18 protein-coding genes are annotated in these 20,704 nt (G+C 60.7%); 11 read left to right on the forward strand and 7 right to left on the reverse strand.

Features of this window, described 5'->3' with window-relative positions:
* The first annotated feature begins 13 nt into the window (after positions 1-13).
* Positions 14-964 (forward strand): DUF1853 family protein, encoded by a 951-nt coding sequence (locus LOY36_RS15445; protein WP_258668663.1) that lies wholly within the window; start codon positions 14-16, stop codon positions 962-964.
* Positions 965-1,108: 144 nt separating this feature from the next.
* Here LOY36_RS15445 and LOY36_RS15450 read toward each other — a convergent pair whose 3' ends face one another.
* Both LOY36_RS15450 and LOY36_RS15455 read right to left on the reverse strand, forming a co-directional pair.
* A complete protein-coding gene (locus tag LOY36_RS15450) occupies positions 1,109-2,392 on the reverse strand; it encodes an arsenic transporter (RefSeq protein WP_258668665.1) in 1,284 nt (427 codons plus the stop codon).
* Between the two features lie 144 nt (positions 2,393-2,536).
* Positions 2,537-3,097: an NADPH-dependent FMN reductase gene (locus LOY36_RS15455; RefSeq protein WP_018929616.1), complete on the reverse strand. Its 561-nt coding sequence runs from the start codon at positions 3,095-3,097 to the stop codon at positions 2,537-2,539.
* A 184-nt stretch (positions 3,098-3,281) separates the two neighbouring features.
* Here LOY36_RS15455 and LOY36_RS15460 point away from each other — a divergent pair, with 184 nt between their 5' ends.
* Both LOY36_RS15460 and LOY36_RS15465 read left to right on the forward strand, forming a co-directional pair.
* Positions 3,282-3,518 (forward strand): hypothetical protein, encoded by a 237-nt coding sequence (locus tag LOY36_RS15460; protein WP_018929617.1) that lies wholly within the window; start codon positions 3,282-3,284, stop codon positions 3,516-3,518.
* An 88-nt stretch (positions 3,519-3,606) separates the two neighbouring features.
* Positions 3,607-4,500, forward strand: coding sequence for a LysR substrate-binding domain-containing protein (locus tag LOY36_RS15465; protein ID WP_019648960.1), 894 nt, complete (start codon positions 3,607-3,609; stop codon positions 4,498-4,500).
* Here the strand turns inward: LOY36_RS15465 and LOY36_RS15470 are convergent.
* The 5 genes from LOY36_RS15470 to LOY36_RS15490 all read right to left on the reverse strand — a co-directional run bounded on the left by LOY36_RS15470 (position 4,466) and on the right by LOY36_RS15490 (position 9,796).
* Positions 4,466-5,080, reverse strand: a complete 615-nt coding sequence (locus LOY36_RS15470) for a GNAT family N-acetyltransferase (protein WP_007937773.1) — start codon at positions 5,078-5,080, stop codon at positions 4,466-4,468. The two genes, LOY36_RS15465 and LOY36_RS15470, sit on opposite strands and share 35 nt — an antisense overlap.
* A 14-nt stretch (positions 5,081-5,094) precedes the next feature.
* Positions 5,095-7,350: an Orn/Lys/Arg decarboxylase N-terminal domain-containing protein gene (locus LOY36_RS15475; protein ID WP_258668667.1), complete on the reverse strand. Its 2,256-nt coding sequence runs from the start codon at positions 7,348-7,350 to the stop codon at positions 5,095-5,097.
* Between the two features lie 291 nt (positions 7,351-7,641).
* Positions 7,642-8,400 (reverse strand): DNA polymerase III subunit epsilon, encoded by a 759-nt coding sequence (gene dnaQ, locus LOY36_RS15480; RefSeq protein ID WP_007937771.1) that lies wholly within the window; start codon positions 8,398-8,400, stop codon positions 7,642-7,644.
* Between the two features lie 91 nt (positions 8,401-8,491).
* A complete protein-coding gene (gene rnhA, locus LOY36_RS15485) occupies positions 8,492-8,944 on the reverse strand; it encodes a ribonuclease HI (RefSeq protein ID WP_003180633.1) in 453 nt (150 codons plus the stop codon).
* 93 nt (positions 8,945-9,037) lie between these two features.
* Positions 9,038-9,796: a methyltransferase domain-containing protein gene (locus LOY36_RS15490; protein ID WP_018929621.1), complete on the reverse strand. Its 759-nt coding sequence runs from the start codon at positions 9,794-9,796 to the stop codon at positions 9,038-9,040.
* A gap of 65 nt (positions 9,797-9,861) precedes the next feature.
* Here LOY36_RS15490 and gloB point away from each other — a divergent pair, with 65 nt between their 5' ends.
* The 8 genes from gloB (at position 9,862) to fabI (ending at position 20,667) form a co-directional block, all read left to right on the forward strand.
* Entirely contained in the window at positions 9,862-10,629 is a 768-nt protein-coding gene (gloB, locus tag LOY36_RS15495; RefSeq protein ID WP_018929622.1) for a hydroxyacylglutathione hydrolase, read from the forward strand.
* A 99-nt stretch (positions 10,630-10,728) separates the two neighbouring features.
* Complete coding sequence (locus LOY36_RS15500) at positions 10,729-12,183, forward strand: transglycosylase SLT domain-containing protein (RefSeq protein ID WP_258668668.1); 1,455 nt, start codon at positions 10,729-10,731, stop codon at positions 12,181-12,183.
* Positions 12,184-12,492: 309 nt separating this feature from the next.
* Positions 12,493-14,301, forward strand: a complete 1,809-nt coding sequence (locus tag LOY36_RS15505) for an extracellular solute-binding protein (RefSeq protein WP_408981126.1) — start codon at positions 12,493-12,495, stop codon at positions 14,299-14,301.
* Positions 14,298-16,139: an extracellular solute-binding protein gene (locus tag LOY36_RS15510; protein WP_258668669.1), complete on the forward strand. Its 1,842-nt coding sequence runs from the start codon at positions 14,298-14,300 to the stop codon at positions 16,137-16,139. The genes LOY36_RS15505 and LOY36_RS15510 overlap by 4 nt, the downstream gene beginning before the upstream one ends.
* A 4-nt stretch (positions 16,140-16,143) precedes the next feature.
* On the forward strand, positions 16,144-17,217 hold the full coding sequence (locus LOY36_RS15515; RefSeq protein ID WP_258668670.1) for a microcin C ABC transporter permease YejB: 1,074 nt from the start codon (positions 16,144-16,146) through the stop codon (positions 17,215-17,217).
* A gap of 1 nt (position 17,218) precedes the next feature.
* Positions 17,219-18,238 carry an ABC transporter permease gene (locus LOY36_RS15520; RefSeq protein ID WP_007906755.1) on the forward strand — a complete coding sequence of 340 codons (1,020 nt, stop codon included), beginning with the start codon at positions 17,219-17,221 and terminating at the stop codon, positions 18,236-18,238.
* Between the two features lies 1 nt (position 18,239).
* Entirely contained in the window at positions 18,240-19,850 is a 1,611-nt protein-coding gene (locus tag LOY36_RS15525) for an ABC transporter ATP-binding protein (RefSeq protein ID WP_019648952.1), read from the forward strand.
* Positions 19,851-19,872: 22 nt separating this feature from the next.
* The gene (gene fabI, locus LOY36_RS15530; RefSeq protein WP_007937760.1) at positions 19,873-20,667 is read left to right on the forward strand and encodes an enoyl-ACP reductase FabI; all 795 of its coding nucleotides are present in this window, start codon (positions 19,873-19,875) and stop codon (positions 20,665-20,667) included.
* Positions 20,668-20,704: the final 37 nt, after the last annotated feature.

Raw genomic sequence — 20,704 nt, forward strand, 5'->3', positions numbered from 1 at the left:
CTATGCTCGCAAGATGATCCTATTTCCAGACTTGCTCCAGTTACCTCACCAGTTGCGCCACCCTGAAGTGCGCGACCTGGCTTGGGTCATCCTCGCGCCGCCGATGCTCGACGCCACCCCGTGGCCGCAGCGTCACCCCCTGGCCGGCAGTGATTGGGTGCAGGCGCCGGAGCGTCTGGAACACTGGCTCAGGCAACTGGATCGTGACAGTTACGATTTGCTGCACTGGCTGGCCCAGGCCAGGACCCGGCGCCTGGGCTTGTACTACGAACGGCTGTGGCAGTACGCCGTGCGGCACGCGCCGGGGATCGAGCTGATCGCCGCCAACATGCCGATCCGCCGTGAAGGCCACACCTTGGGTGAACTGGACATGCTGCTGCGCGATCGCGATGGCGTGCATCATCTGGAACTGGCGATCAAGCTCTACCTCGGCCCGCAGAACGGTGACGGCCATGACACCGCGCAGTGGCTCGGACCGGGTTGTCATGATCGGCTGGACCGCAAACTGGAACACCTGAGCCAGCATCAATTGCCGATTTCCGCGCGGGCGGAGAGCCGTGAGGTGCTGGCGTCGCTGGATATCCAGCAGTTCAGCGCGCATCTATGGCTGGGCGGTTATCTGCTCTATCCGTGGCCAGGGCAGGCCGAACCACCGAGTGGCGCCCACCCTCAGCATTTGCGCGGTAGCTGGCTGCACCAGAAGGACTGGGCGGAGTTTGTCGTGCAGCGTCCGTTCGGTCGCTGGCAACCTCTGCCCCGCCACGCCTGGCTGGCGCCGGCGCACTATCCCAAGGAGCAGACCTGGAGCGCTGAACAGCTGGACACGTGGCTGAGCGATCTGGACCCGCTGGCACCGGCACAATTGATGGTGCGGCTGACAGAGAATGCCAAAGGGGATTGGGAAGAGGCCGAGCGGCTGTTTCTGGTGTCCGATCTTTGGCCGAATGTGCCGGGCCAGAGTTGATTCGATTTTTGTAGGTACAGCAAAAAAGATCGCAGCCTTCGGCAGCTCCTACAGGAATCGGGCATGACGGCGGAAATTGGGTCGTCCACGGTCAACGTAGGAGCTGCCGAAGGCTGCGATCTTTTGATCTTGATCTTCAGCAACCTAAAAGGACAACCGCAACGCCAAGGCCGCCAACGTCACCAGCAACACCGGCACCGTCAGCACAACCCCGACCTTGAAGTAATACCCCCAGCCAATCCGGATATTCTTGCGCTGCAGCACATGCAGCCACAGCAAGGTCGCCAGACTGCCGATCGGGGTGATTTTCGGCCCCAGGTCGCTGCCGATGACGTTGGCGTAGATCATCGCCTCTTTCGCCACGCCGGTCGCCTGACTGGCATCGATCGAGAGCAAGCCGATCAGCACGGTCGGCAGATTGTTCATCACCGACGACAGCAACGCCGTCAGCACCCCGGTGCCCATGGCCGCGCCCCACACGCCGTAACCGGCAAAGCCATCCAGCCAACCGGCCAGATACCCGGTGAGCCCGGCGTTGCGCAGGCCATACACCACGAGGTACATCCCTAAGGAAAAAATCACGATCTGCCACGGCGCTTCTTTCATCACCTTGCGCGTGGAAATCTTGTGGCCACGAGCGGCAATGGCCAGCAGCAATGCAGCGCACACCGCGGAGATCGCGCTGATTGGAATGCCCAACGGCTCAAGGGCAAAGCAGCCGAGCAGCAGAATCACCAACACCACCCAACCGGCATAAAACGTTGCGGTGTCGTGAATTGCGGTGGCCGGGTCTGCCAATTGCTCGGGATGGTAATCACGGGGGATGTCGCGACGGAAAAACACCATCAACATCGCCAGGGTCGCTGCCACGCTTACCAGATTGACCGGGATCATCACCGCGGCGTAGCGGTTGAAACTGATCTTGAAGAAGTCAGCCGAAACAATGTTCACCAGGTTCGACACCACCAGCGGCAGGCTCGCGGTGTCGGCGATGAAACCGGCCCCCATCACGAACGCCAGGGTCGCCGCCGGGGAAAAACGCAACGCCAGCAGCATGGAAATCACGATCGGCGTAAGAATCAGCGCCGCGCCGTCATTGGCGAACAACGCCGAGACCAGTGCGCCGAGCAGCACCATATAAGCAAAGAGCTTGCGCCCGCTGCCCCGCCCCCAACGGGCCACATGCAACGCGGCCCAGGCAAAGAACCCCGCCTCATCCAGCAGCAGGCTGATGATAATCAGCGCAACGAAGGTGCCGGTGGCATTCCAGATGATCTGCCATACCAGCGGAATATCGCTCAGGTGCACCACCCCGGACAGCAGCGCCAGCACCGCGCCGAATACCGCACTCCAGCCGACGCCCAGGCCTTTGGGTTGCCAGATCACCAGGGTGATGGTCAGCAAAAAAATCAACGATGCGATGAGCATATAGACCCGGTTCCAGCCCGACGGAAAAACGAAGCGCGGAATATAGGGAGGTTTGAATAGACCGTAAAGTGAAGGCTGGATGAAATGCCTGATGTAGCAGCTGCCGAGCCTGCGAGGCAGCTGCTACGAGCTAAAAGGAAGCGGTCATGGCTTTTTATGCTGCTCGACCCACTGCGCATACGCATTGATGAATTTCTGCAGGAACGGCTTGAGCGACTCCGACAATTTGCCCGCCTCATCGAACGCTGAACCCGCGCCGCCCAGATAAGCTTCCGGCTGCTGCATGCACGGCACATTGAGAAACACCATCGACTGGCGCACATTGTGGTTGGCGCCAAATCCACCGACGGCGCCCGGTGAAGCGCTGATCACTGCACCCGGCTTGCCGTCCCAGACACTCTGGCCATAGGGACGCGAACCAACGTCAATCGCATTCTTCAACGGCGCCGGCACCGAACGGTTGTATTCCGGGGTCACGAACAGCACCGCGTCGGATGAACGCACCTGTTGTCGGAAAGTGCTGTAGGCTGCCGGCGGTGAATCGCCATCGATGTCTTCGTTGTACAGCGGCAAATCGCCGATTTCGACGATAGTCAGCTTCAGATTGGCAGGCGCCAGCTCGGCCAGCGCCAGCGCGACCTTGCGGTTGATCGATGCTTTTCTCAGGCTGCCGACCAGAACGGCGATCTCGTAGACGTTGCTCATGGAAGATACTCGACTGTTCGATGGAAAGAGCTTCTAGTTATAGATGATCAAATGACGATTCAACCAGCGGGCGACGGAAAATCACCGCCCCTGACTATTTTTTTCCTGTAGGAAAACTTACCTCGCCCAACCACGGTCTACAGAGCCGCAAATTGAGTGATTTATCTCCAGAGGTTCTAAGCAGATGGCAGCAGTACTCGTCGGTCAGTTCCATGCAAGAGACGCGGAAGGCCGTGTTTATTCCGTGCATGAGTTCCAGGAATCCACCCTGTCGCACGACGGCCTCGCCGGCTCTGCGCCTGTCACCACCTATAAACTGGCCATTGGCGATCGGGTCAACAAACTCGACGACAACGCGTTTGTGCTGGTGCAAACCGGTGTCACCCTCATTCGCGAGCCTGAAACGAACGTCGCTTCATAACCCGCTGTTATGAGCAGAAGTCATATGCGCGCACTTGAGTTAGGATTCAGTCACTGACTCCCTCACCTGCTGAACATGGACTTCACGCATGCGTTTACGTCATATCGAAGTGATCCAGGCGCTCCTGCAGACCGGTCACCTGGGCACCGCCGCCGAATGGTTGCAGTTGCCCGTGACCGAGGTTGAACGCACGCTGCGCGATGCCGAGGATCAGTTGGGTTTCATGCTGTTTGCCAGCGTGCGTGGCCGTCTGCAAGCCACGCGCGAGGCGCGGGAGTTGCAGGTCGAGATCGCCCGCGTCTACGAGGCCCTTGAGCCGGTCCAGCGACTGGCCAGCAGCCTCAAGCAATATCTGGCCCCACCCTTGCGAATCATCTGCACCCCGCCATTGGCGCAACAGCTGTTGCCGCAAAGCATTGCGGCGCTGCGCCGACGCCTCCCCGATGCACCTTGCACCCTCCTGAGCCAACCGACCCGCGAGATTGTCAGAAGCCTGCTGCTGCGCGAAAGCGATCTGGGCCTGAGCCTGCACGACCCGGACCACGCCGATATCGATTGCCAGGTCATCGCCCAGGGCAAGCTCCAGCTATTGGCACCCCATGGCTGGCTGCAACCGAAACAGAAGTACATCTCGCTGCAAGACCTGGCCGGCCAGTCGATGGTCGGCCTGGAAGGTCACGACCCGCTCAGCCCGGCGCTGGACAACAAGCTGCATGCGCTGCGCCCTGCCCCGGTCATCCAGACCCGAGTGCAGACGCACCAAATGATGCGCAGCATGGTCGAGGCCGGCGAAGGCCTGGCGATTGTCGATCCGTTTACCGCCCTCGGCGCCAAATCGGCCGGGCTCGATGCCTGCCCGCTGGCGCCTGCGGTACCGGTCAGCGTCTACGCCCTGCGCCTGAAAAACGCCGAGCCCTCTTCGGCGGTTCAGACGCTGCTGGACATCATCACGGAACAAGCCGTGGCGATGCTGGCGAGCTGATCGGTTTTTCCAGCGGGTTATCGAACAATCGATACCAGAACAATGCGACTTCGGCGGTGTTCGGGTCGATCCCGCGATAACGCAGATGATCGATCCCGCCAACCACGTAGCCACAGCGTTCATACAGCCGGCAGGCCCCAAGATTATTGTTCTGGGTTTCCAGCATGATGCCCGGCAGCTTTTTCTTGCGGCTCCAGAACTGCGCTACGTCCAGCAACGCCTTGGCCACGCCATGGCGACGCGCCGGTGCATGCACCGCCAATTCATCGATATGGGCGAAACCGTTCCAGTTGGTGCTGACCACCAGGTGGCCCACCGGCTCATCATCCAGATAGGCCATGAAAATCGCACTGTCGGCGGCGTCGCGAAAGCTGCTGAACTCTTCGGGATCGATGCCGTAGCACTTGCGATACGGGGTGATTGGCGTCACCGGCCACTGCGCCACCGGCTTGCCGATTTCTGCTGCGCCATAGGCGGCGACTTCAAAACTGAAATCACTGCCCCAGATATAAGCCGCAAAACCCTCATCGGCGACACGCACCGAGAGGCCCGGGTATTTGGGATTCATGACGGGCTGCATACTCGCAAAGGTCCTCATTCCTTGATGCAATCGACGGTGTAGTGCCGTCCATTGCCCTCGTCTTCATGTTGCAAGCCATGCACATCGGCGACAAACCCGGGGAAGCTGCTGTCGAACGCCCGGGCAAACTTCAGGTAATCGATGATCGAGCGGGTCGACTCGGTGAAACGCTCGCCGGGCATGATCAACGGGATCCCCGGCGGGTATGGCACCAGCATCACTGCCGCGATCCGCCCGTCCAGGGCATCGATCGAAACGGCCTCCACTTCCCCGCGTACCAATTGATCATAGGCGTCCGCTGGCTTCATCGCGACTTCCGGCAACACCGTGTACATGCGTTTGAGGTGTTTGGCCGTGGCGTTGCTGCGATAACAGGCGTGCAATTGATCGCACAGATCGCGCAACCCCATGCCTTGATAACGGGCCATGTTCTGTTGCGCCACGCACGGCAGGCAGGTGGCCAGGCTGACGTTGGCGTCGTAGCTGCGCTTGAACTCCAGTAACTCGGTCAGCAGCGTGCTCCATTTGCCCTTGGTAATGCCCATCGAGAACAGCACCAGGAACGAATACAGCCCAGTCTTTTCCACGACCAGCCCGCGCTCCCAGAGGAACTTGCTGACCACCGCCGCCGGAATCCCGCGCGCACTCAGCGCGCCGCCCGCCGTCAGCCCCGGCATTACCAGCGTGACTTTGATTGGGTCGAGCAGCACGTAGTCGTCGGTCACGCCGCCAAAGCCGTGCCAGTCAGCGTCGGGTTGCAGCAGCCAGTCTTCGCTGACCACCTGCTCGATCGCTTCCGCCGAGGGCGGCTGCCAGATGGAAAACCACCAGTCATCGGCGGCGATATGCTGGCGCAGATTGGCCAGCGCCCGGCGAAAACTCAGCGCTTCGTCGAACATTTCCTGTAGCAGCGAACGACCGGCCGGCCCTTCCATCATCGCCGAGGCCACGTCCAGCGAGGCGATGATGCTGTACTGCGGCGAGGTCGAGATGTGCATCATGAACGCTTCGTTGAAACGATCGCGATCCAGCTGCCGCGCGCCGCCGTCCTGCACGTGAATCATCGACGCCTGGCTGAACGCCGCCAGCAGTTTGTGTGTGGAGTGAGTGGTGAACACCAAGGGGCTGTCTTCGCTGCGGGACGTGCCCATGCCATAACGGCCGGCGAAGAACTCGTGGAATGCCGCGTAGGCGAACCAGGCCTCGTCGAAATGCAGCACCTCGACGCTGTTGCCCAGGCTCTGTTTGATCAGTTCGGCGTTGTAACAGAGGCCGTCATAAGTCGAGTTGGTCACCACCGCCAACTTGACCTTGGGCTCGCGGCCTTGGGTCAGCGGGCTCGCGTCGATCTTGGCCTGGATTGATTCGCGGCTGAACTCACTCAACGGAATCGGGCCAATGATCCCCAGCTCATTGCGCTCCGGGCACAGGTACAGCGGAATCGCGCCGGTCATGATGATCGCGTGCAACACTGACTTGTGGCAGTTGCGATCCACCAGCACCAGATCATCGCGTGCCACCATGGAATGCCAGACGATCTTGTTGGCGGTCGAGGTGCCATTGATCACGAAAAAGGTGTGATCGGCGCCGAAGTTGCGAGCCGCTCGCGCCTCCGCCTCAGCCAGCGGGCCAGTGTGATCGAGCAGCGAACCGAGTTCCGGCACCGACACCGACAAATCCGAACGCAGGGTGTTTTCCCCGAAAAACTGGTGAAACGCCTGCCCTACCGGGCTCTTGTGATACGCCACGCCGCCGCCATGCCCCGGCGTGTGCCAGGAATAATTGGAGTCTGCGGTGTGCTGCACCAGCGCCTTGAAGAACGGCGGCAACAGGCCGTCCAGGTACTTGCGCGCCGCGCGGGCAACCTGACGGGCAAGGAATGGCACGGTGTCTTCGAACAAATAGAGAATGCCGCGCAGCTGATTGAGCTCGGCCATGGCGTCGGCCGGGGCGTTTTCCAGGGTGACTTGCTCGCCCAGGGCGAAAATCGGCAGCTCCGGCGCCCGAACCCGCGCCAGGCGAATCAGTTCGGCCATGTTGTGCAGAAGATGCGCGTGGGTGCTGGCGTCTTCGGCGGCAATCAACATGCAGGCAAGGCCGTGATGGGTCGAGGCGACCAGACGCCCCTCGGTGTAATCGACCGCCGAAACGATACTGAAACCTTCCTGCTCCAGCTCCCGGGCAATGCCACGCACACGATCACCGGCAACGGTGTCGGCCTTGATGTCGCGGTGGACGATCAGGACCGGGAATTTCAAATCTTTATACATGAGGCTCGGCGTCCTGAGGCGGCAGACCGTGGCCTGCCAATCACCTCAGGGTAGAGGGTTGGAGCGCATGTGGCGAGGGGGATGCCCTGAAGTGGGCCGGCCGGCGCACCATCATGTGGCCAGCAAACTCGGTGTCGAGAAAGATACCTGTGGCGAGTGAGCTTGCTCCCGTTGGGCTGCGAAGCGCCCCCCCTGCATTCGCTCGGAACCATATTGGCAGGATTTGCGACTGCTGCGCAGTCGAGCGGGAGCAAGCTCCCTCGCCACAAAAAACCTTCCGCTCGAAGGGACTCAGGCCTGGGCCTTGGCCTCGGCCAATTGCTGCCACAGCGACGGCGCGCCGGCGGATTTGGCGATGGCTTCCAGGCGCGCAACGTGTTGGGCCAGATCCTCTTCACTGGCGCGGATGATCCGGGTCGGCTGACGATCGGCCGGCAGACGACGGATTTCCGTGGCGGAATTATCGGCGCCTTCGCCCGAACCGTTGCCATCGGACGCGTTACCGGCCAGCGACAGGCTGGTCTGGCCGCCGGTCATGGTCAGGTAAACGTCGGCGAGAATCTCGGAGTCGAGCAAGGCGCCGTGCAGTTCACGGCCGGAGTTGTCGACGCCATAGCGTTTGCACAAGGCGTCGAGGCTGTTGCGCTGCCCCGGGTGACGTTCCCGGGCCATTATCAGGGTGTCGAGGATCGTGCAGTGTTGTGTGATGTCCGCGCGATCGTGCTGGCCCATCAGGGCAAATTCGTTGTTGATAAAGCCAACGTCGAACGCCGCGTTATGGATGATCAGCTGTGCGCCCTTGATGAACTCGAAAAATTCATCGGCCACTTCAGTGAAACGCGGCTTGCCCACCAGAAATTCGTTAGTGATGCCGTGGACGCCGATGGCGCCTTCGTCACTCTCGCGATCCGGTTGCAGGTAAACGTGGAAATGCCGGCCGGTCAGCCGCCGACCGATCAACTCGACACAACCGATTTCGATAATCCGGTGGCCGTCGGTCACCGGCATGCCGGTGGTTTCGGTATCGAGTACAACGGATCTGGTGGCCATCAGTGCTCAGCTCTCAACGGGTCAATCGTGCAAAAGCGGCGATGTTAACACGCTCGCGTGGGTCTTTCAGATAGACCGTGTTACGCCGGAATCAAGCCTGCTTGTACCCGCGCACTTCATCCACGCCACGGTTGGCCAGTTGGTCGGCCCGTTCGTTGCCATGATGGCCGATGTGCCCGCGCACCCATTTCCAGGTGACGTTGTGGCGGTTGACCTGCTCGTCGAGCAGTTTCCACAGGTCGGCGTTTTTCACTGGTTCCTTCGCGGCGGTTTTCCAGCCGCGTTTCTTCCAGTTGGCCATCCACTCGTTGATGCCTTTCATCACGTACTGGGAGTCGGTCACCAGCAGCACGTCGCAAGAACGCTTGAGCTCTTCCAGGCCACGGATCGCCCCCATCAGCTCCATGCGGTTGTTGGTGGTGTTGGCTTCGCCGCCCCAGAGTTCTTTTTCAACGCCCTTGCACACCAGCAACGCGCCCCAGCCGCCTGGGCCAGGGTTGCCCTTGCAGGCGCCATCGGTGAAGAGTTCTACGCTATCGCTCATGCCAATCTATCCAGAAAATGCGCTGGCTCGCCGATCGGCGACCGACGATGCCCGAGGCCGGGGCATACCCGGCCGGGAATATAAAAAAGTGTATTACGGCTCGATGTGACGACGATTGACCTTGGCCATCGGCAACGGAATCAGCTTGCCCATCGGTTCGCGCCGCACTTGGCGCACCGGCCGCAGCCCCACCACGATCTTGCGCGCGACTAATAAATAGAAGCCGCCACCCGACAATTGCCAGTCACCGGCCTTGCGCTCCCAACCGGCCAGACGAGCTTGCCAGGCAGGTGACGCAAGCGGCGGACGATAGCACCCGAAGCGGCGTTTCTCCAGCGCGAAGCCCAGCAGGTTCAGCCAGTCGCTGACCCGCGACGGCGAAATGCAGCGCGCCTTGCGCAAGGCGTCATGGGCGAACACATGACGCAGGCCCCAACTGCTCCAGGGGTTGATCCCGATAATCAGCAGATGCCCGCCGGGGCGCACACTGCTCGCCGCTTCGCGCAACAAGCCGTGTGGCGACAGGCAGAAATCCAGCCCATGCTGCAACACCACCACATCGGCGGCATGCTCGCTCAAGGGCCAGGCCTGCTCTTCGCAGACGATCTCGACCCCCGGCAACGGCGCGCCGAGTCGCACATTGCGCTGCACCTGCGGCGCCGCCGGTGGCGTCTGTGCCGAGGGGCCGTAATGCACCAGATAGCCGCCGAAGAAGCGCCCCAACTCGTCTTCGAGCATGCGTCGTTCTTCGTCCAGCAAAAATTGCCCGATGGGACCGGACAGCCAGTCACGGGCCGCGCTGATCAATGCCAGCCAGTCAGGATCAGCCTGAGCGAACGCTTTATCGGTCATTGCATTCTCCAACGCGCCAGGAAGCTCTAAGATGCGCCAATGTTTTCCGCTTGGCGAATCCGACGATGATACAGATCAGTGCCCTGCCCGCCTTCACCGACAACTACATCTGGTTGTTACAAGACCACAGCACCCAGCGCTGCGCCGTAGTCGATCCGGGCGATGCCGCGCCCGTAGAGGCGTGGCTCGCGGCGCACCCGGGTTGGGTGTTAAGCGATATTCTGATCACTCATCACCATCATGACCATGTCGGCGGCGTCGAGCGGCTGAAAAAAGCGACAGACGCAACCGTCCATGGCCCGGCCAGCGAGACCATCCCGGCACGGGACGTGGCCCTCAAGGACAGCGACCGGATCAACGTGCTGGGCTGGGACTTCGATGTCATCACAGTACCGGGCCATACCCTGGGGCATATCGCCTATTACCACCGTGGTCATTTGTTTTGCGGCGACACCCTGTTCGCTGCCGGTTGCGGACGCTTGTTCGAAGGCACGCCCGAGCAAATGCATCACTCGCTGAGCCGCCTCGCGGCGCTTCCCGAAGACACGCTGGTCTACTGCACCCACGAGTACACCCTGAGCAATCTGAAGTTTGCCGTGGCGGTCGAACCGGGCAATCCCGACACCCTCGAACGACTGGCCAAAGTCACCCGTCAACGGGAAGCCGGAATCATGACGCTGCCTTCGACCCTGGCGCTGGAAAAGCTCACCAATCCGTTTTTGCGTACCGGCGAAACATCCGTTAAAGAAAAAGTGGACGAACGGAATGGAACCGAAAACCGGGCGCCGAGTGCGGTCTTTGCTGCATTGCGGGCTTGGAAAGATACGTTCTAAGCTGCCTGCGCAATGGTACAAAAATTCTGAATGGTTGACCGCAGGGGGTGTGCTTTCTAGAATCGCCCGACATTTTCGCCCGGAACTTACTTCCAGCCAATGTCGTCACCTATTCGTAAAGCCACCAATTCAGACGCATTGACCCGCTTGGCTCAAGCCATCGCGGTGGCTGTGTCCGCCACTTTGGCGGGCTGTTCAAGCCATGTGCCGCAGACCGAAGCGACACACACACCGAATATCGCCGCGCGAGCCAAGCAAAAACCAATCTGGCTCAGCGAAAAACCAACACCGCAAGTTCCCCAGGACGTCTGGGAGCGCATGCGCCAGGGCTTCCAGTTGCAGGACAACCTGGGCGTCAACCCGCGCATCGAGCAGCAGCGCCTGTGGTTCGCCAGTAACCCGTCCTTCCTCGAAAACGCCGGCGAACGCGGCAGCCTCTACATTCACTACATCGTCGAACGCCTTGAAGAACGCAACATGCCGCTGGAACTGGCGCTGTTGCCAGTGATTGAAAGCGCCTACAACCCGATGGCCTATTCCCGGGCCGACGCGGTGGGTCTTTGGCAATTCATTCCTTCCACCGGGCGTTACTTCAACCTGCGTCAAACCCGTTTCTATGATGGCCGTCGCGATATCACCGCCTCGACCACCGCGGCCATGGATTACCTGACCCGCCTGCACGACATGTTCAACGGTGACTGGCTACTGGCCCTGGCGGCCTACAACGCCGGCGAAGGCACGGTCAGCCGAGCCATCGAGCGCAATGAGAAGCTCGGCCTTCCAACCGATTATTGGAACCTGCCGCTGCCAGCGGAAACCCAGGCCTATGTGCCGAAGCTGCTGGCGCTGTCGCAAGTGGTGTTGGCGCCCGATGCCTATGGCGTGAACCTCAAGTCGATCGCCAACGAACCGTACTTCCAGGTCGTCGAAATCAACCAGCGCATGGACCTGTCCAAGGTTGCCGCGGTGGCCAACATCGACGAAGACGAACTGTTCCAGCTCAACCCGGCCTTCAAGCAACGCACTACCATCGACGGCCCCCAGCATCTGCTGGTGCCGACGTCCAAGGCGCAACTGCTGACTGCCAGCCTGTCGACCATGCGTCCTGAAGAGCTGATCAGCCAGCGGCCGCTCAAGCCGGTGTTCGAAGGTGCCGACGAGCGCGAAATCGCCAGCATCAAGCGCGCCTACCGGGTCAAACGCGGCGAAAATCTGGCCTCCATTGCCAAGGCCAACAAGGTCGACGTCAAAGACCTGCAACGCTGGAACAAACTGAACGGCAAGAACCTCAAGGTCGGCCAGACCCTTGTGATGCAGGACACCAGCAAGCGCAGCGGCGGTCGCATCAACACTGTCGTGGCGGCGAACAGCAAAACCAGCGGCAAGTCAGACAAACAGAAACCGCAGACCCAGTACAAGGTCCAGCAAGGCGACTCGTTGTACATGGTTGCCAAACGTTTCAATGTCGAAATGCAACACCTCAAGCGCTGGAACCCTCGGGTAGGCCAGGCGCTGAAACCGGGGCAGATGCTGACGGTTTCTTCCCCGCATTAAACAGCACGCCCTGCCTAGGGGCTTTTGTGGCGAGGGAGCTTGCTCCCGCTGGGTTGCGAAGCAGCCCCAAAACCTGAAATCCGGTAACTTCTGACACGCCGCGTACTAGGGTTTACGACTGCTTCGCAGCCGAGCGGGAGCAAGCTCCCTCGCCACAGGTTCTGCGATCCGCAGGGCTATCGAGGCAGCGGTTAACAACGCATTAAGCCCCCGTCTTTTTCCTGTCGATACAAGCTGTTACTGTACGGCCCACAAAGCCCAAGCCGCCTGGATCGGATCTCTGACTTGAAGCGTCCCCTCCTCCTTCTCCTGATCAGCCTGGCCTTGAGCTCCTCCGCAAGCGCGACGATCAGCGAAAGCCACGGTTATGCGCAGTTCGGCACGCTCAAGTACCCGGCCAGATTTACCCACTTCGACTGGGTCAACCCGCAAGCGCCCAAGGGCGGTACGTTGCGGGTAATGGCGTTTGGCACCTTCGATACGCTCAACCCTTACACCTTCAAAGGTTCGAGCCCGGTTTCCACGCCCAACTTCCTGCAATACGGCATCAACGAACTCAACGAACCGCTGATGGTCGGCACCGGCCAGTACGCGCCGTCGGGCGATGAGCCGACGTCCAGTTATGGCCTGATTGCCCAATCGGTGGAATACAGCGAGGACCGCAGCTGGGTGGTGTTCAACCTGCGCCCCGAAGCGCGCTTCCACGATGGCACGCCGATCACCGCCTATGATGTCGCGTTCTCCTATCGCCTGCTGCTCAAGGAAGGTCATCCGCAATACCGCACCAACCTGCAGGAAGTGTCGCGGGTCGACATCCTCAACCCGCAGCGCATTCGCTTCGTCTTCAAGCGCTCCGGCAATCCGTTGCTGATCCTGCGCCTGGGCGAGTTGCCGGTGCTGCCCCAGCATTACTGGAAAGATCGCGATTTCAAGGCCACCACCTTCGAACCGCCATTGGGCAGCGGGCCGTATCGCATCACTTCGGTAACCCCCGGGCGGCAGATCGTCTTCGAACGGGTCAAGGATTACTGGGGCAAGGATCTGCCGGTCAATCGCGGCAAATACAACGTCGATCGCATGGAAGTCGAGTTCTACCGTGACAGCGACGTGGCCTTCGAAGCGTTCAAGGCCGGCGAGTTCGACATCTACATCGAGCATCAGGCGAAGAACTGGGACAACGGCTACGACTTCCCGGCCGTGCGCCGTGGCGAGGTGATCAAGGCGCAGATCCCGCACCAGATCCCGACCCAGAGCCAGGGCCTGTTCATGAACACTCGGCGGTCGACCTTCGCCCAGATCAAGGTCCGTGAAGCGCTGGGGCTGATGTTCGATTTCGAGTGGACCAACCGCACGCTGTTCAGCGGCGCCTACACACGCGCCATGAGTTACTACCCCAACAGCGAGTTCTCTGCCACGGGACTGCCGGTCGGCCACGAGTGGCTGTTGCTCAAGCCCTATCGCGATCAGTTGCCCGCCAAGCTGCTCACCGAGCCGTTCAGCCTGCCGCAGACCGAAGGCCGCGGCATTCCGCGCGAAACCATGCGCAAGGCCTTGGGCCTGCTCGCCGAAGCCGGCTGGAAGCTCAATGGCCAGCGGCTGCAGAACAGCATCGGCCAACCGCTACGCTTCGAGATCCTGCTGGTCAACCCGAACCTGGAGCGGATCCTTCAGCCCTACGTCGAGAACCTCGCCAGCATCGGTATCGACGCACGGCTGCGCACGGTCGATCGCGCCCAGTACAAACAGCGCCTCGATCAATTCGATTTCGACATGATCCTGATGACCCTCAACCAGACCCTCAGCCCGGGCCTGGAGCAATGGCAGTACTTCCACTCCAGCCAGGTCGGGATCAAGGGCAGCAAGAACTACGCAGGCATCGCCGACCCGGTGGTCGACCATTTGCTCGAACAGCTGCTCGGCGCCCAGACCCGGGATGAACAAGTCGCCGCCGGCAAGGCGCTCGACCGGGTGCTGCTATGGCAGCACTACATCATTCCCAACTGGTACCTCAATTATCACCGTTTGGCCTACCGCAACCGGTTCGCCTTCGTCACCACGCCGCCCTATACCCTGGGCCTGAGCGCGTGGTGGCTGAAATCTTCGGAGAAAGATCAATGACTCCCTTACGCGCCCTGCTCTTGCAGGCCAGCGGTCTGTTGTTCGCCGGGCTGGCCTGCGCCGCCCCGCAACATGCCTTGACCCTGTACAACGAGCCGCCGAAATACCCGGCCGACTTCAAGCACTTCGATTACGTAAACCCCGATGCGCCGAAGGGCGGGATCTTCCGTCAGGCCGGGTTCGGTGGCTTCGACAGCCTCAATCCGTTCATCAGCAAAGGCGTGCCGGCCGACGACATCAGCATGATCTACGACACCCTGGCCAAACAGGGTCTGGATGAACCCTTCACTGAATACGGCCTGATCGCCGGCAAGATCGAGAAAGCCCCGGACAACAGCTGGGTGCGCTTCTATCTGCGTCCCGAAGCTCATTTTCACGACGGCCACCCGGTACGCGCCGAGGACGTGGTGTTCAGCTTCCAGACCCTGATCAAGGATGGCGCCCCGCTTTATCGCGGCTATTACAGCGACGTGGAAGAAGCGATCGCCGAAAACCCCCTCACAGTGCTGTTCAAGTTCAAGCACACCAACAACCGCGAGCTGCCACTGATTCTTGGCCAACTGCCGGTATTGCCCAAGCATTGGTGGGCCTCCCGCGACTTCAACAAAGGCAACCTGGAACTGCCGCTCGGCAGCGGCCCGTACAAAGTCAGCGAAGTGAAGGCCGGGCGTTCGGTGCGCTATGAACGGGTCAAGGACTATTGGGGCAAGGACCTGCCGGTCAATCGCGGGTTCTACAACTTCGATGTGATGACCACTGACTATTACCGCGACAACACCGTTGCGCAGGAAGCGCTCAAGGCCGGTCAATTCGACTACTGGCTGGAAATGTCCGCGAAAAACTGGGCCAAGGCCTACAACATTCCGGCGGTGACCGAAGGGCGGCTGATCAAGGAAGAGATCCCCAACGGCAACCCCACCGGCATGCAAGGCTTCGTGTTCAACCTGCGTCGTCCGGTGTTCCAGGATGTGCGCGTGCGCCAAGCGCTGACCCTGTTGCTGGACTTCGAGTGGACCAACAAGCAACTGTTCAACGGCGCCTACGTGCGTACCCGCAGTTACTTCGAAAACTCGGAGATGGCCGCCACCGGCCTGCCGGACACCGACCAACTGGCGATTCTCGACCCGTTCCGCAGCAAGATTCCCGAGCAGGTGTTCAGCGAGGCGTTCCAGAACCCGCTGACCGACGCCAGCGGCATGATCCGCACTCAGCAACGCAAAGCCTATCAACTGCTGCAAGAGGCCGGCTGGCGGATCGTCGACGACAAGATGGTCGACGCCACCGGCAAACCGGTGACCATCGAGTTCCTGCTGGCCCAGACTGAGTTCGAGCGGGTACTGCTGCCGTTCAAGCGCAACCTCAGCGACCTGGGCATCGACCTGGTGATCCGTCGGGTCGACGTCTCGCAATACATCAACCGCGTACGCTCCCGGGACTTCGACATGATCGTCGGCAGCTTCCCGCAATCCAACTCGCCGGGTAACGAACAGCGCGAGTTCTGGATGACCGCCGCCGCCGACAAACCCGGCAGCCGCAACTCCATGGGCCTGAAAGACCCGGTGGTGGACCAACTGGTCGAGCAACTGATCAACGCCGATTCACGCAAAAGCCTGGTGGCCCACGCCCGGGCGCTGGACCGGGTGCTGCAATGGGGCTATTACGTGATCCCCAACTGGCACATCAAGACCTGGCGCGTGGCGTACTGGAACCACATCGGCCACCCGAAGGTTTCGCCCAAATATGACATCGGCATCAACACCTGGTGGGTCAAGCCCGACGCGACACCTGCGATAGAAGTCGAAACCAAACTGCAAGCCGACCCTGCGGGCACGGAGTAATCAGATGCTGGCGTATATTTTTCGGCGACTGCTGCTGATCATCCCGACCCTGTTTGGCATTTTGCTGATCAACTTCGTGATCATCCAGGCCGCCCCCGGTGGGCCGGTGGAACAGATGATCGCCAAGCTCGAAGGCTTCGAAGGCGCCACCAGCCGCATTGCCGGCGGCGGTGCCGAAGTGTCGGTGGCCGGCTCGGCCTATCGTGGGGCGCAAGGCCTGGACCCGGCGCTGGTCAAGGAAATCGAGCACATGTACGGCTTCGACAAATCGGCGCCGGAACGCTTGTGGATCATGATCAAGAACTACGCCACCCTGGATTTCGGCGACAGCTTCTTCCGCGACGCCAAGGTCATCGACCTGATCAAGGAAAAGATGCCGGTGTCGATCTCTCTCGGGCTATGGAGCACGCTGATCATGTACCTGGTGTCGATCCCGCTGGGGATCGCCAAGGCGACGCGACACGGCAGCCACTTCGATGTGTGGACCAGTTCAGCGATCGTTGTCGGCTACGCGATCCCGGCGTTCCTGTTCGCCATCCTGCTGATTGTGGTGTTTGCCGGCGGCAGCTATTTCGACTGGTTCCCGCTACGGGGCCTGACCTCGAACAACTTTGATGAGCTCAGCACCGGCGGCAAGATCCTCGATTATTTCTGGCACCTGGCTCTGCCGGTCACTGCACTGGTGATCGGCCACTTCGCGACCATGACGCTGCTGACCAAAAACAGCTTCCTCGACGAAATCAACAAGCAATACGTGGTCACCGCCAAGGCCAAGGGCCTGACCCGTCACCGCGTGCTCTACGGCCATGTGTTTCGCAACGCGATGCTGTTGGTGATCGCCGGTTTCCCTTCAGCGCTCATCGGGATCTTCTTCACCGGCTCATTGCTGGTGGAAGTGATCTTCTCCCTCGACGGCCTCGGCCTGATGAGTTTCGAAGCAGCGATCAACCGCGACTACCCGATCGTCTTCGGCACGCTGTTCATCTTCACGCTGCTGGGGCTGGTGCTGAAGCTGATCGGCGACCTCACGTACACCCTTGTCGATCCGCGCATCGACTTCGAAAGCCGGGAGCATTGAGATGAACCTGTCCCCTCTCAATCGCCGACGTTTCGAGCTGTTCAAGGCCAACAAGCGAGGCTGGTGGTCGTTGTGGCTGTTTCTGATTCTGTTCGGCGCAAGCCTCGGCGCCGAGCTGATCGCCAACGACAAACCGCTGGTGGTGCATTACGACAACGCCTGGTACTTCCCGGCGCTCAAGCGCTATCCGGAAACCGCGTTCGGCGGCGAATTCCCGCTGGAAGCCAACTACAAGAGCCCGTACATCCGCGAACTGCTCAAGGCCAAGGACGCCTGGGTGGTGTGGGCGCCAATCCCCTACAGCTACCAGAGCATCAACTACGACCTGAAAGTCCCGGCCCCCGCGCCGCCGTCCGCCGACAACCTGCTGGGCACCGACGATCAGGGCCGCGACGTGTTGGCCCGGGTGATTTACGGTTTCCGGATTTCGGTGCTGTTCGCTTTGACGCTGACCATTCTCAGCTCGATCATCGGCGTGATCGCCGGCGCCTTGCAGGGCTTTTATGGCGGCTGGGTCGACCTGGCCGGGCAGCGTTTCCTGGAGATCTGGTCCGGGCTGCCGGTGCTGTACCTGCTGATCATCCTCGCCAGTTTCGTGCAGCCGAACTTCTGGTGGCTGCTGGGGATCATGTTGCTGTTTTCGTGGATGAGCCTGGTGGATGTGGTACGCGCCGAGTTCCTGCGCGGGCGGAATCTGGAATACGTGCGCGCGGCCCGGGCGCTGGGCATGCAGAATGGTGCGATCATGTTCCGCCACATTTTGCCCAACGCCATGGTCTCGACCATGACCTTCATGCCGTTCATCCTGACCGGCGCCATCGGTACGCTGACCGCCCTCGACTTCCTTGGCTTCGGTTTGCCGCCGGGCGCCCCGTCGCTGGGTGAGTTGGTGGCGCAGGGCAAATCCAACCTGCAAGCGCCGTGGCTCGGTATGAGTGCGTTTGCGGTGCTGGCGTTGATGTTGAGTCTGCTGGTGTTTATAGGCGAGTCCGCTCGCGATGCCTTCGACCCGAGGAAGTGAAATGAATCAGGACAATCTGATCGAAGTGCGCGACCTGGCCGTCGAATTTGTCGTTGGCGAGCACGTTCAGCGGGTGGTCGAAGGCGTCAGCTTCGACATCAAGCGCGGCGAAACCCTGGCGCTGGTAGGTGAAAGCGGCTCCGGCAAATCGGTGACCGCCCACTCGATCCTGCGGCTGTTGCCCTACCCGCTGGCCCGGCATCCGTCCGGCACCATCACCTATTCAGACCGGAACCTGTTGGAGCTGAAAGAGAAAACCATCCGCCACATCCGCGGCAACCGGATCGCGATGATCTTTCAAGAGCCGATGACCTCGCTCAACCCGCTGCACTCGATCGAGAAGCAGATCAACGAGGTATTGGGCATCCACAAGGGCCTGACCGGCAAAGTCGCGACCAGGCGCACGCTGGAGCTGCTGGAGATGGTCGGCATCCCGGAACCCGAGAAACGTCTCAAGGCCCTGCCCCACGAATTGTCCGGTGGCCAGCGCCAGCGGGTCATGATCGCCATGGCCCTGGCCAACGAGCCGGAACTGCTGATCGCCGACGAACCGACCACCGCGCTGGACGTGACTGTTCAGCTGAAAATCCTCGAATTGCTCAAGGAATTGCAGGCCCGCCTGGGCATGGCGCTGTTACTGATCAGTCACGATTTGAACCTTGTACGAAGAATTGCGCATCGCGTATGTGTCATGCAGCGCGGTTGCATCGTCGAACAGGCATCGTGCGAAGAATTGTTCCGCGCGCCGCAGCATCCATACACCCGGGAACTGCTGGCAGCAGAGCCCAGCGGCAAGCCTGCGACCAATTTGATTGGCCCGCCCTTGCTGCAAGTCGAGGACCTGAAAGTCTGGTTCCCGATCAAGAAAGGCTTTCTGAAAAAGACCGTCGACCACATCAAGGCGGTGGACGGCATCAATTTCAGCCTGCCCCAGGGACAGACCCTGGGGATTGTGGGAGAAAGCGGTTCCGGCAAGTCGACGCTCGGTTTGGCGATTTTGCGGCTGATCGGCAGCAAAGGGGCAATCCGTTTTGAAGGCAAGCAGCTAGACTGCCTGACGCAGCAACAGGTTCGGCCGCTGCGGCGGGAAATGCAGGTGGTGTTCCAGGACCCTTTCGGCAGCCTGAGCCCACGGATGTGCGTGAGCCAGATCGTCGGTGAAGGCCTGCGGATCCACAAGATGGGCACCGAGGCCGAGCAGGAACAAGCGATTATTGCGGCACTCAAGGAGGTAGGCCTGGATCCGGAAACCCGGCACCGCTACCCCCATGAATTTTCCGGTGGGCAGCGGCAGAGAATCGCCATTGCCCGGGCTTTAGTGCTAAAACCGGCGTTGATTCTGCTGGACGAGCCGACTTCGGCCCTCGACCGCACCGTGCAACGCCAAGTGGTGGAGCTGCTACGTTCACTGCAAACCAAGTACAACCTGACGTATTTGTTTATCAGCCATGACCTGGCTGTCGTCAAAGCGCTGAGCCACCAACTGATGGTGGTCAAGCATGGCCAAGTGGTCGAACAGGGAGACGCGCAAAGTATTTTTGCCGCCCCCCAACATCCGTATACACAGCAGTTGCTGGAAGCCGCTTTTCTGGCACCAGCCACTGCGCAATAAACCTGAAAGAGAGGAGCAACACATGGGTTTTCTCGCCGGTAAGCGCGTACTGATCGTCGGTGTCGCCAGCAAGCTGTCCATCGCATCCGGCATCGCTGCCGCCATGCATCGCGAGGGCGCTGAGCTTGCCTTCACTTATCAGAACGACAAACTCAAGGGTCGTGTCGAAGAATTCGCACAAGGCTGGGGGTCGAGCCCTGAGCTGTGCTTCCCGTGCGACGTGGCCAGCGATGCCGAAATCGCCAAGGTCTTCGAAGAGTTGAGCAAGAAGTGGGACGGCCTGGACTGCATCGTGCACTCCGTCGGCTTCGCCCCGGGCGACCAACTGGACGGCGACTTCACCGAAGCCACCACCCGTGAAGGTTTCCGCATCGCTCACGACATCAGCGCCTACAGCTTCGTGGCCCTGGCCAAGGCTGGTCGCGAAATGATGAAAGGCCGCAATGGCAGCCTGCTGACCCTGTCGTACCTGGGCGCCGAGCGCACCATGCCGAACTACAACGTAATGGGCATGGCCAAGGCTTCCCTGGAAGCTGGCGTACGTTACCTGGCCGGCTCCCTGGGCCCGGACGGCACCCGCGTCAACTGCGTATCGGCTGGCCCGATCCGCACCCTCGCCGCTTCCGGCATCAAGAACTTCCGCAAAATGCTGGCCGCCAACGAAGCGCAAACCCCGCTGCGTCGTAACGTCACCATCGAAGAAGTCGGCAACGCCGGCGCCTTCCTGTGCTCGGACCTGGCGTCCGGCATCAGCGGCGAAATCATGTACGTAGACGGCGGCTTCAACACCACCGCCATGGGTAACATCGAAGAGTGATCTTCGGTTAGCCGTTAAAAAACCCGCCTCTTCAGGC

Origin of the sequence: Pseudomonas sp. B21-019 (genome assembly GCF_024749225.1) — a bacterium.
In the GTDB taxonomy this organism is placed as follows: Bacteria; Pseudomonadota; Gammaproteobacteria; order Pseudomonadales; family Pseudomonadaceae; genus Aquipseudomonas.

Coding starts and splice junctions, on each gene's coding strand:
- LOY36_RS15445 (WP_258668663.1), top strand. CDS start 14: ATGATCCTATTTCCAGACTTGCTCCAGTTACCTCACCAGTTGCGCCAC.
- LOY36_RS15450 (WP_258668665.1), bottom strand. CDS start 2,392: ATGCTCATCGCATCGTTGATTTTTTTGCTGACCATCACCCTGGTGATC.
- LOY36_RS15455 (WP_018929616.1), bottom strand. CDS start 3,097: ATGAGCAACGTCTACGAGATCGCCGTTCTGGTCGGCAGCCTGAGAAAA.
- LOY36_RS15460 (WP_018929617.1), top strand. CDS start 3,282: ATGGCAGCAGTACTCGTCGGTCAGTTCCATGCAAGAGACGCGGAAGGC.
- LOY36_RS15465 (WP_019648960.1), top strand. CDS start 3,607: ATGCGTTTACGTCATATCGAAGTGATCCAGGCGCTCCTGCAGACCGGT.
- LOY36_RS15470 (WP_007937773.1), bottom strand. CDS start 5,080: ATGCAGCCCGTCATGAATCCCAAATACCCGGGCCTCTCGGTGCGTGTC.
- LOY36_RS15475 (WP_258668667.1), bottom strand. CDS start 7,350: ATGTATAAAGATTTGAAATTCCCGGTCCTGATCGTCCACCGCGACATC.
- dnaQ (WP_007937771.1), bottom strand. CDS start 8,400: ATGGCCACCAGATCCGTTGTACTCGATACCGAAACCACCGGCATGCCG.
- rnhA (WP_003180633.1), bottom strand. CDS start 8,944: ATGAGCGATAGCGTAGAACTCTTCACCGATGGCGCCTGCAAGGGCAAC.
- LOY36_RS15490 (WP_018929621.1), bottom strand. CDS start 9,796: ATGACCGATAAAGCGTTCGCTCAGGCTGATCCTGACTGGCTGGCATTG.
- gloB (WP_018929622.1), top strand. CDS start 9,862: ATGATACAGATCAGTGCCCTGCCCGCCTTCACCGACAACTACATCTGG.
- LOY36_RS15500 (WP_258668668.1), top strand. CDS start 10,729: ATGTCGTCACCTATTCGTAAAGCCACCAATTCAGACGCATTGACCCGC.
- LOY36_RS15510 (WP_258668669.1), top strand. CDS start 14,298: ATGACTCCCTTACGCGCCCTGCTCTTGCAGGCCAGCGGTCTGTTGTTC.
- LOY36_RS15515 (WP_258668670.1), top strand. CDS start 16,144: ATGCTGGCGTATATTTTTCGGCGACTGCTGCTGATCATCCCGACCCTG.
- LOY36_RS15520 (WP_007906755.1), top strand. CDS start 17,219: ATGAACCTGTCCCCTCTCAATCGCCGACGTTTCGAGCTGTTCAAGGCC.
- LOY36_RS15525 (WP_019648952.1), top strand. CDS start 18,240: ATGAATCAGGACAATCTGATCGAAGTGCGCGACCTGGCCGTCGAATTT.
- fabI (WP_007937760.1), top strand. CDS start 19,873: ATGGGTTTTCTCGCCGGTAAGCGCGTACTGATCGTCGGTGTCGCCAGC.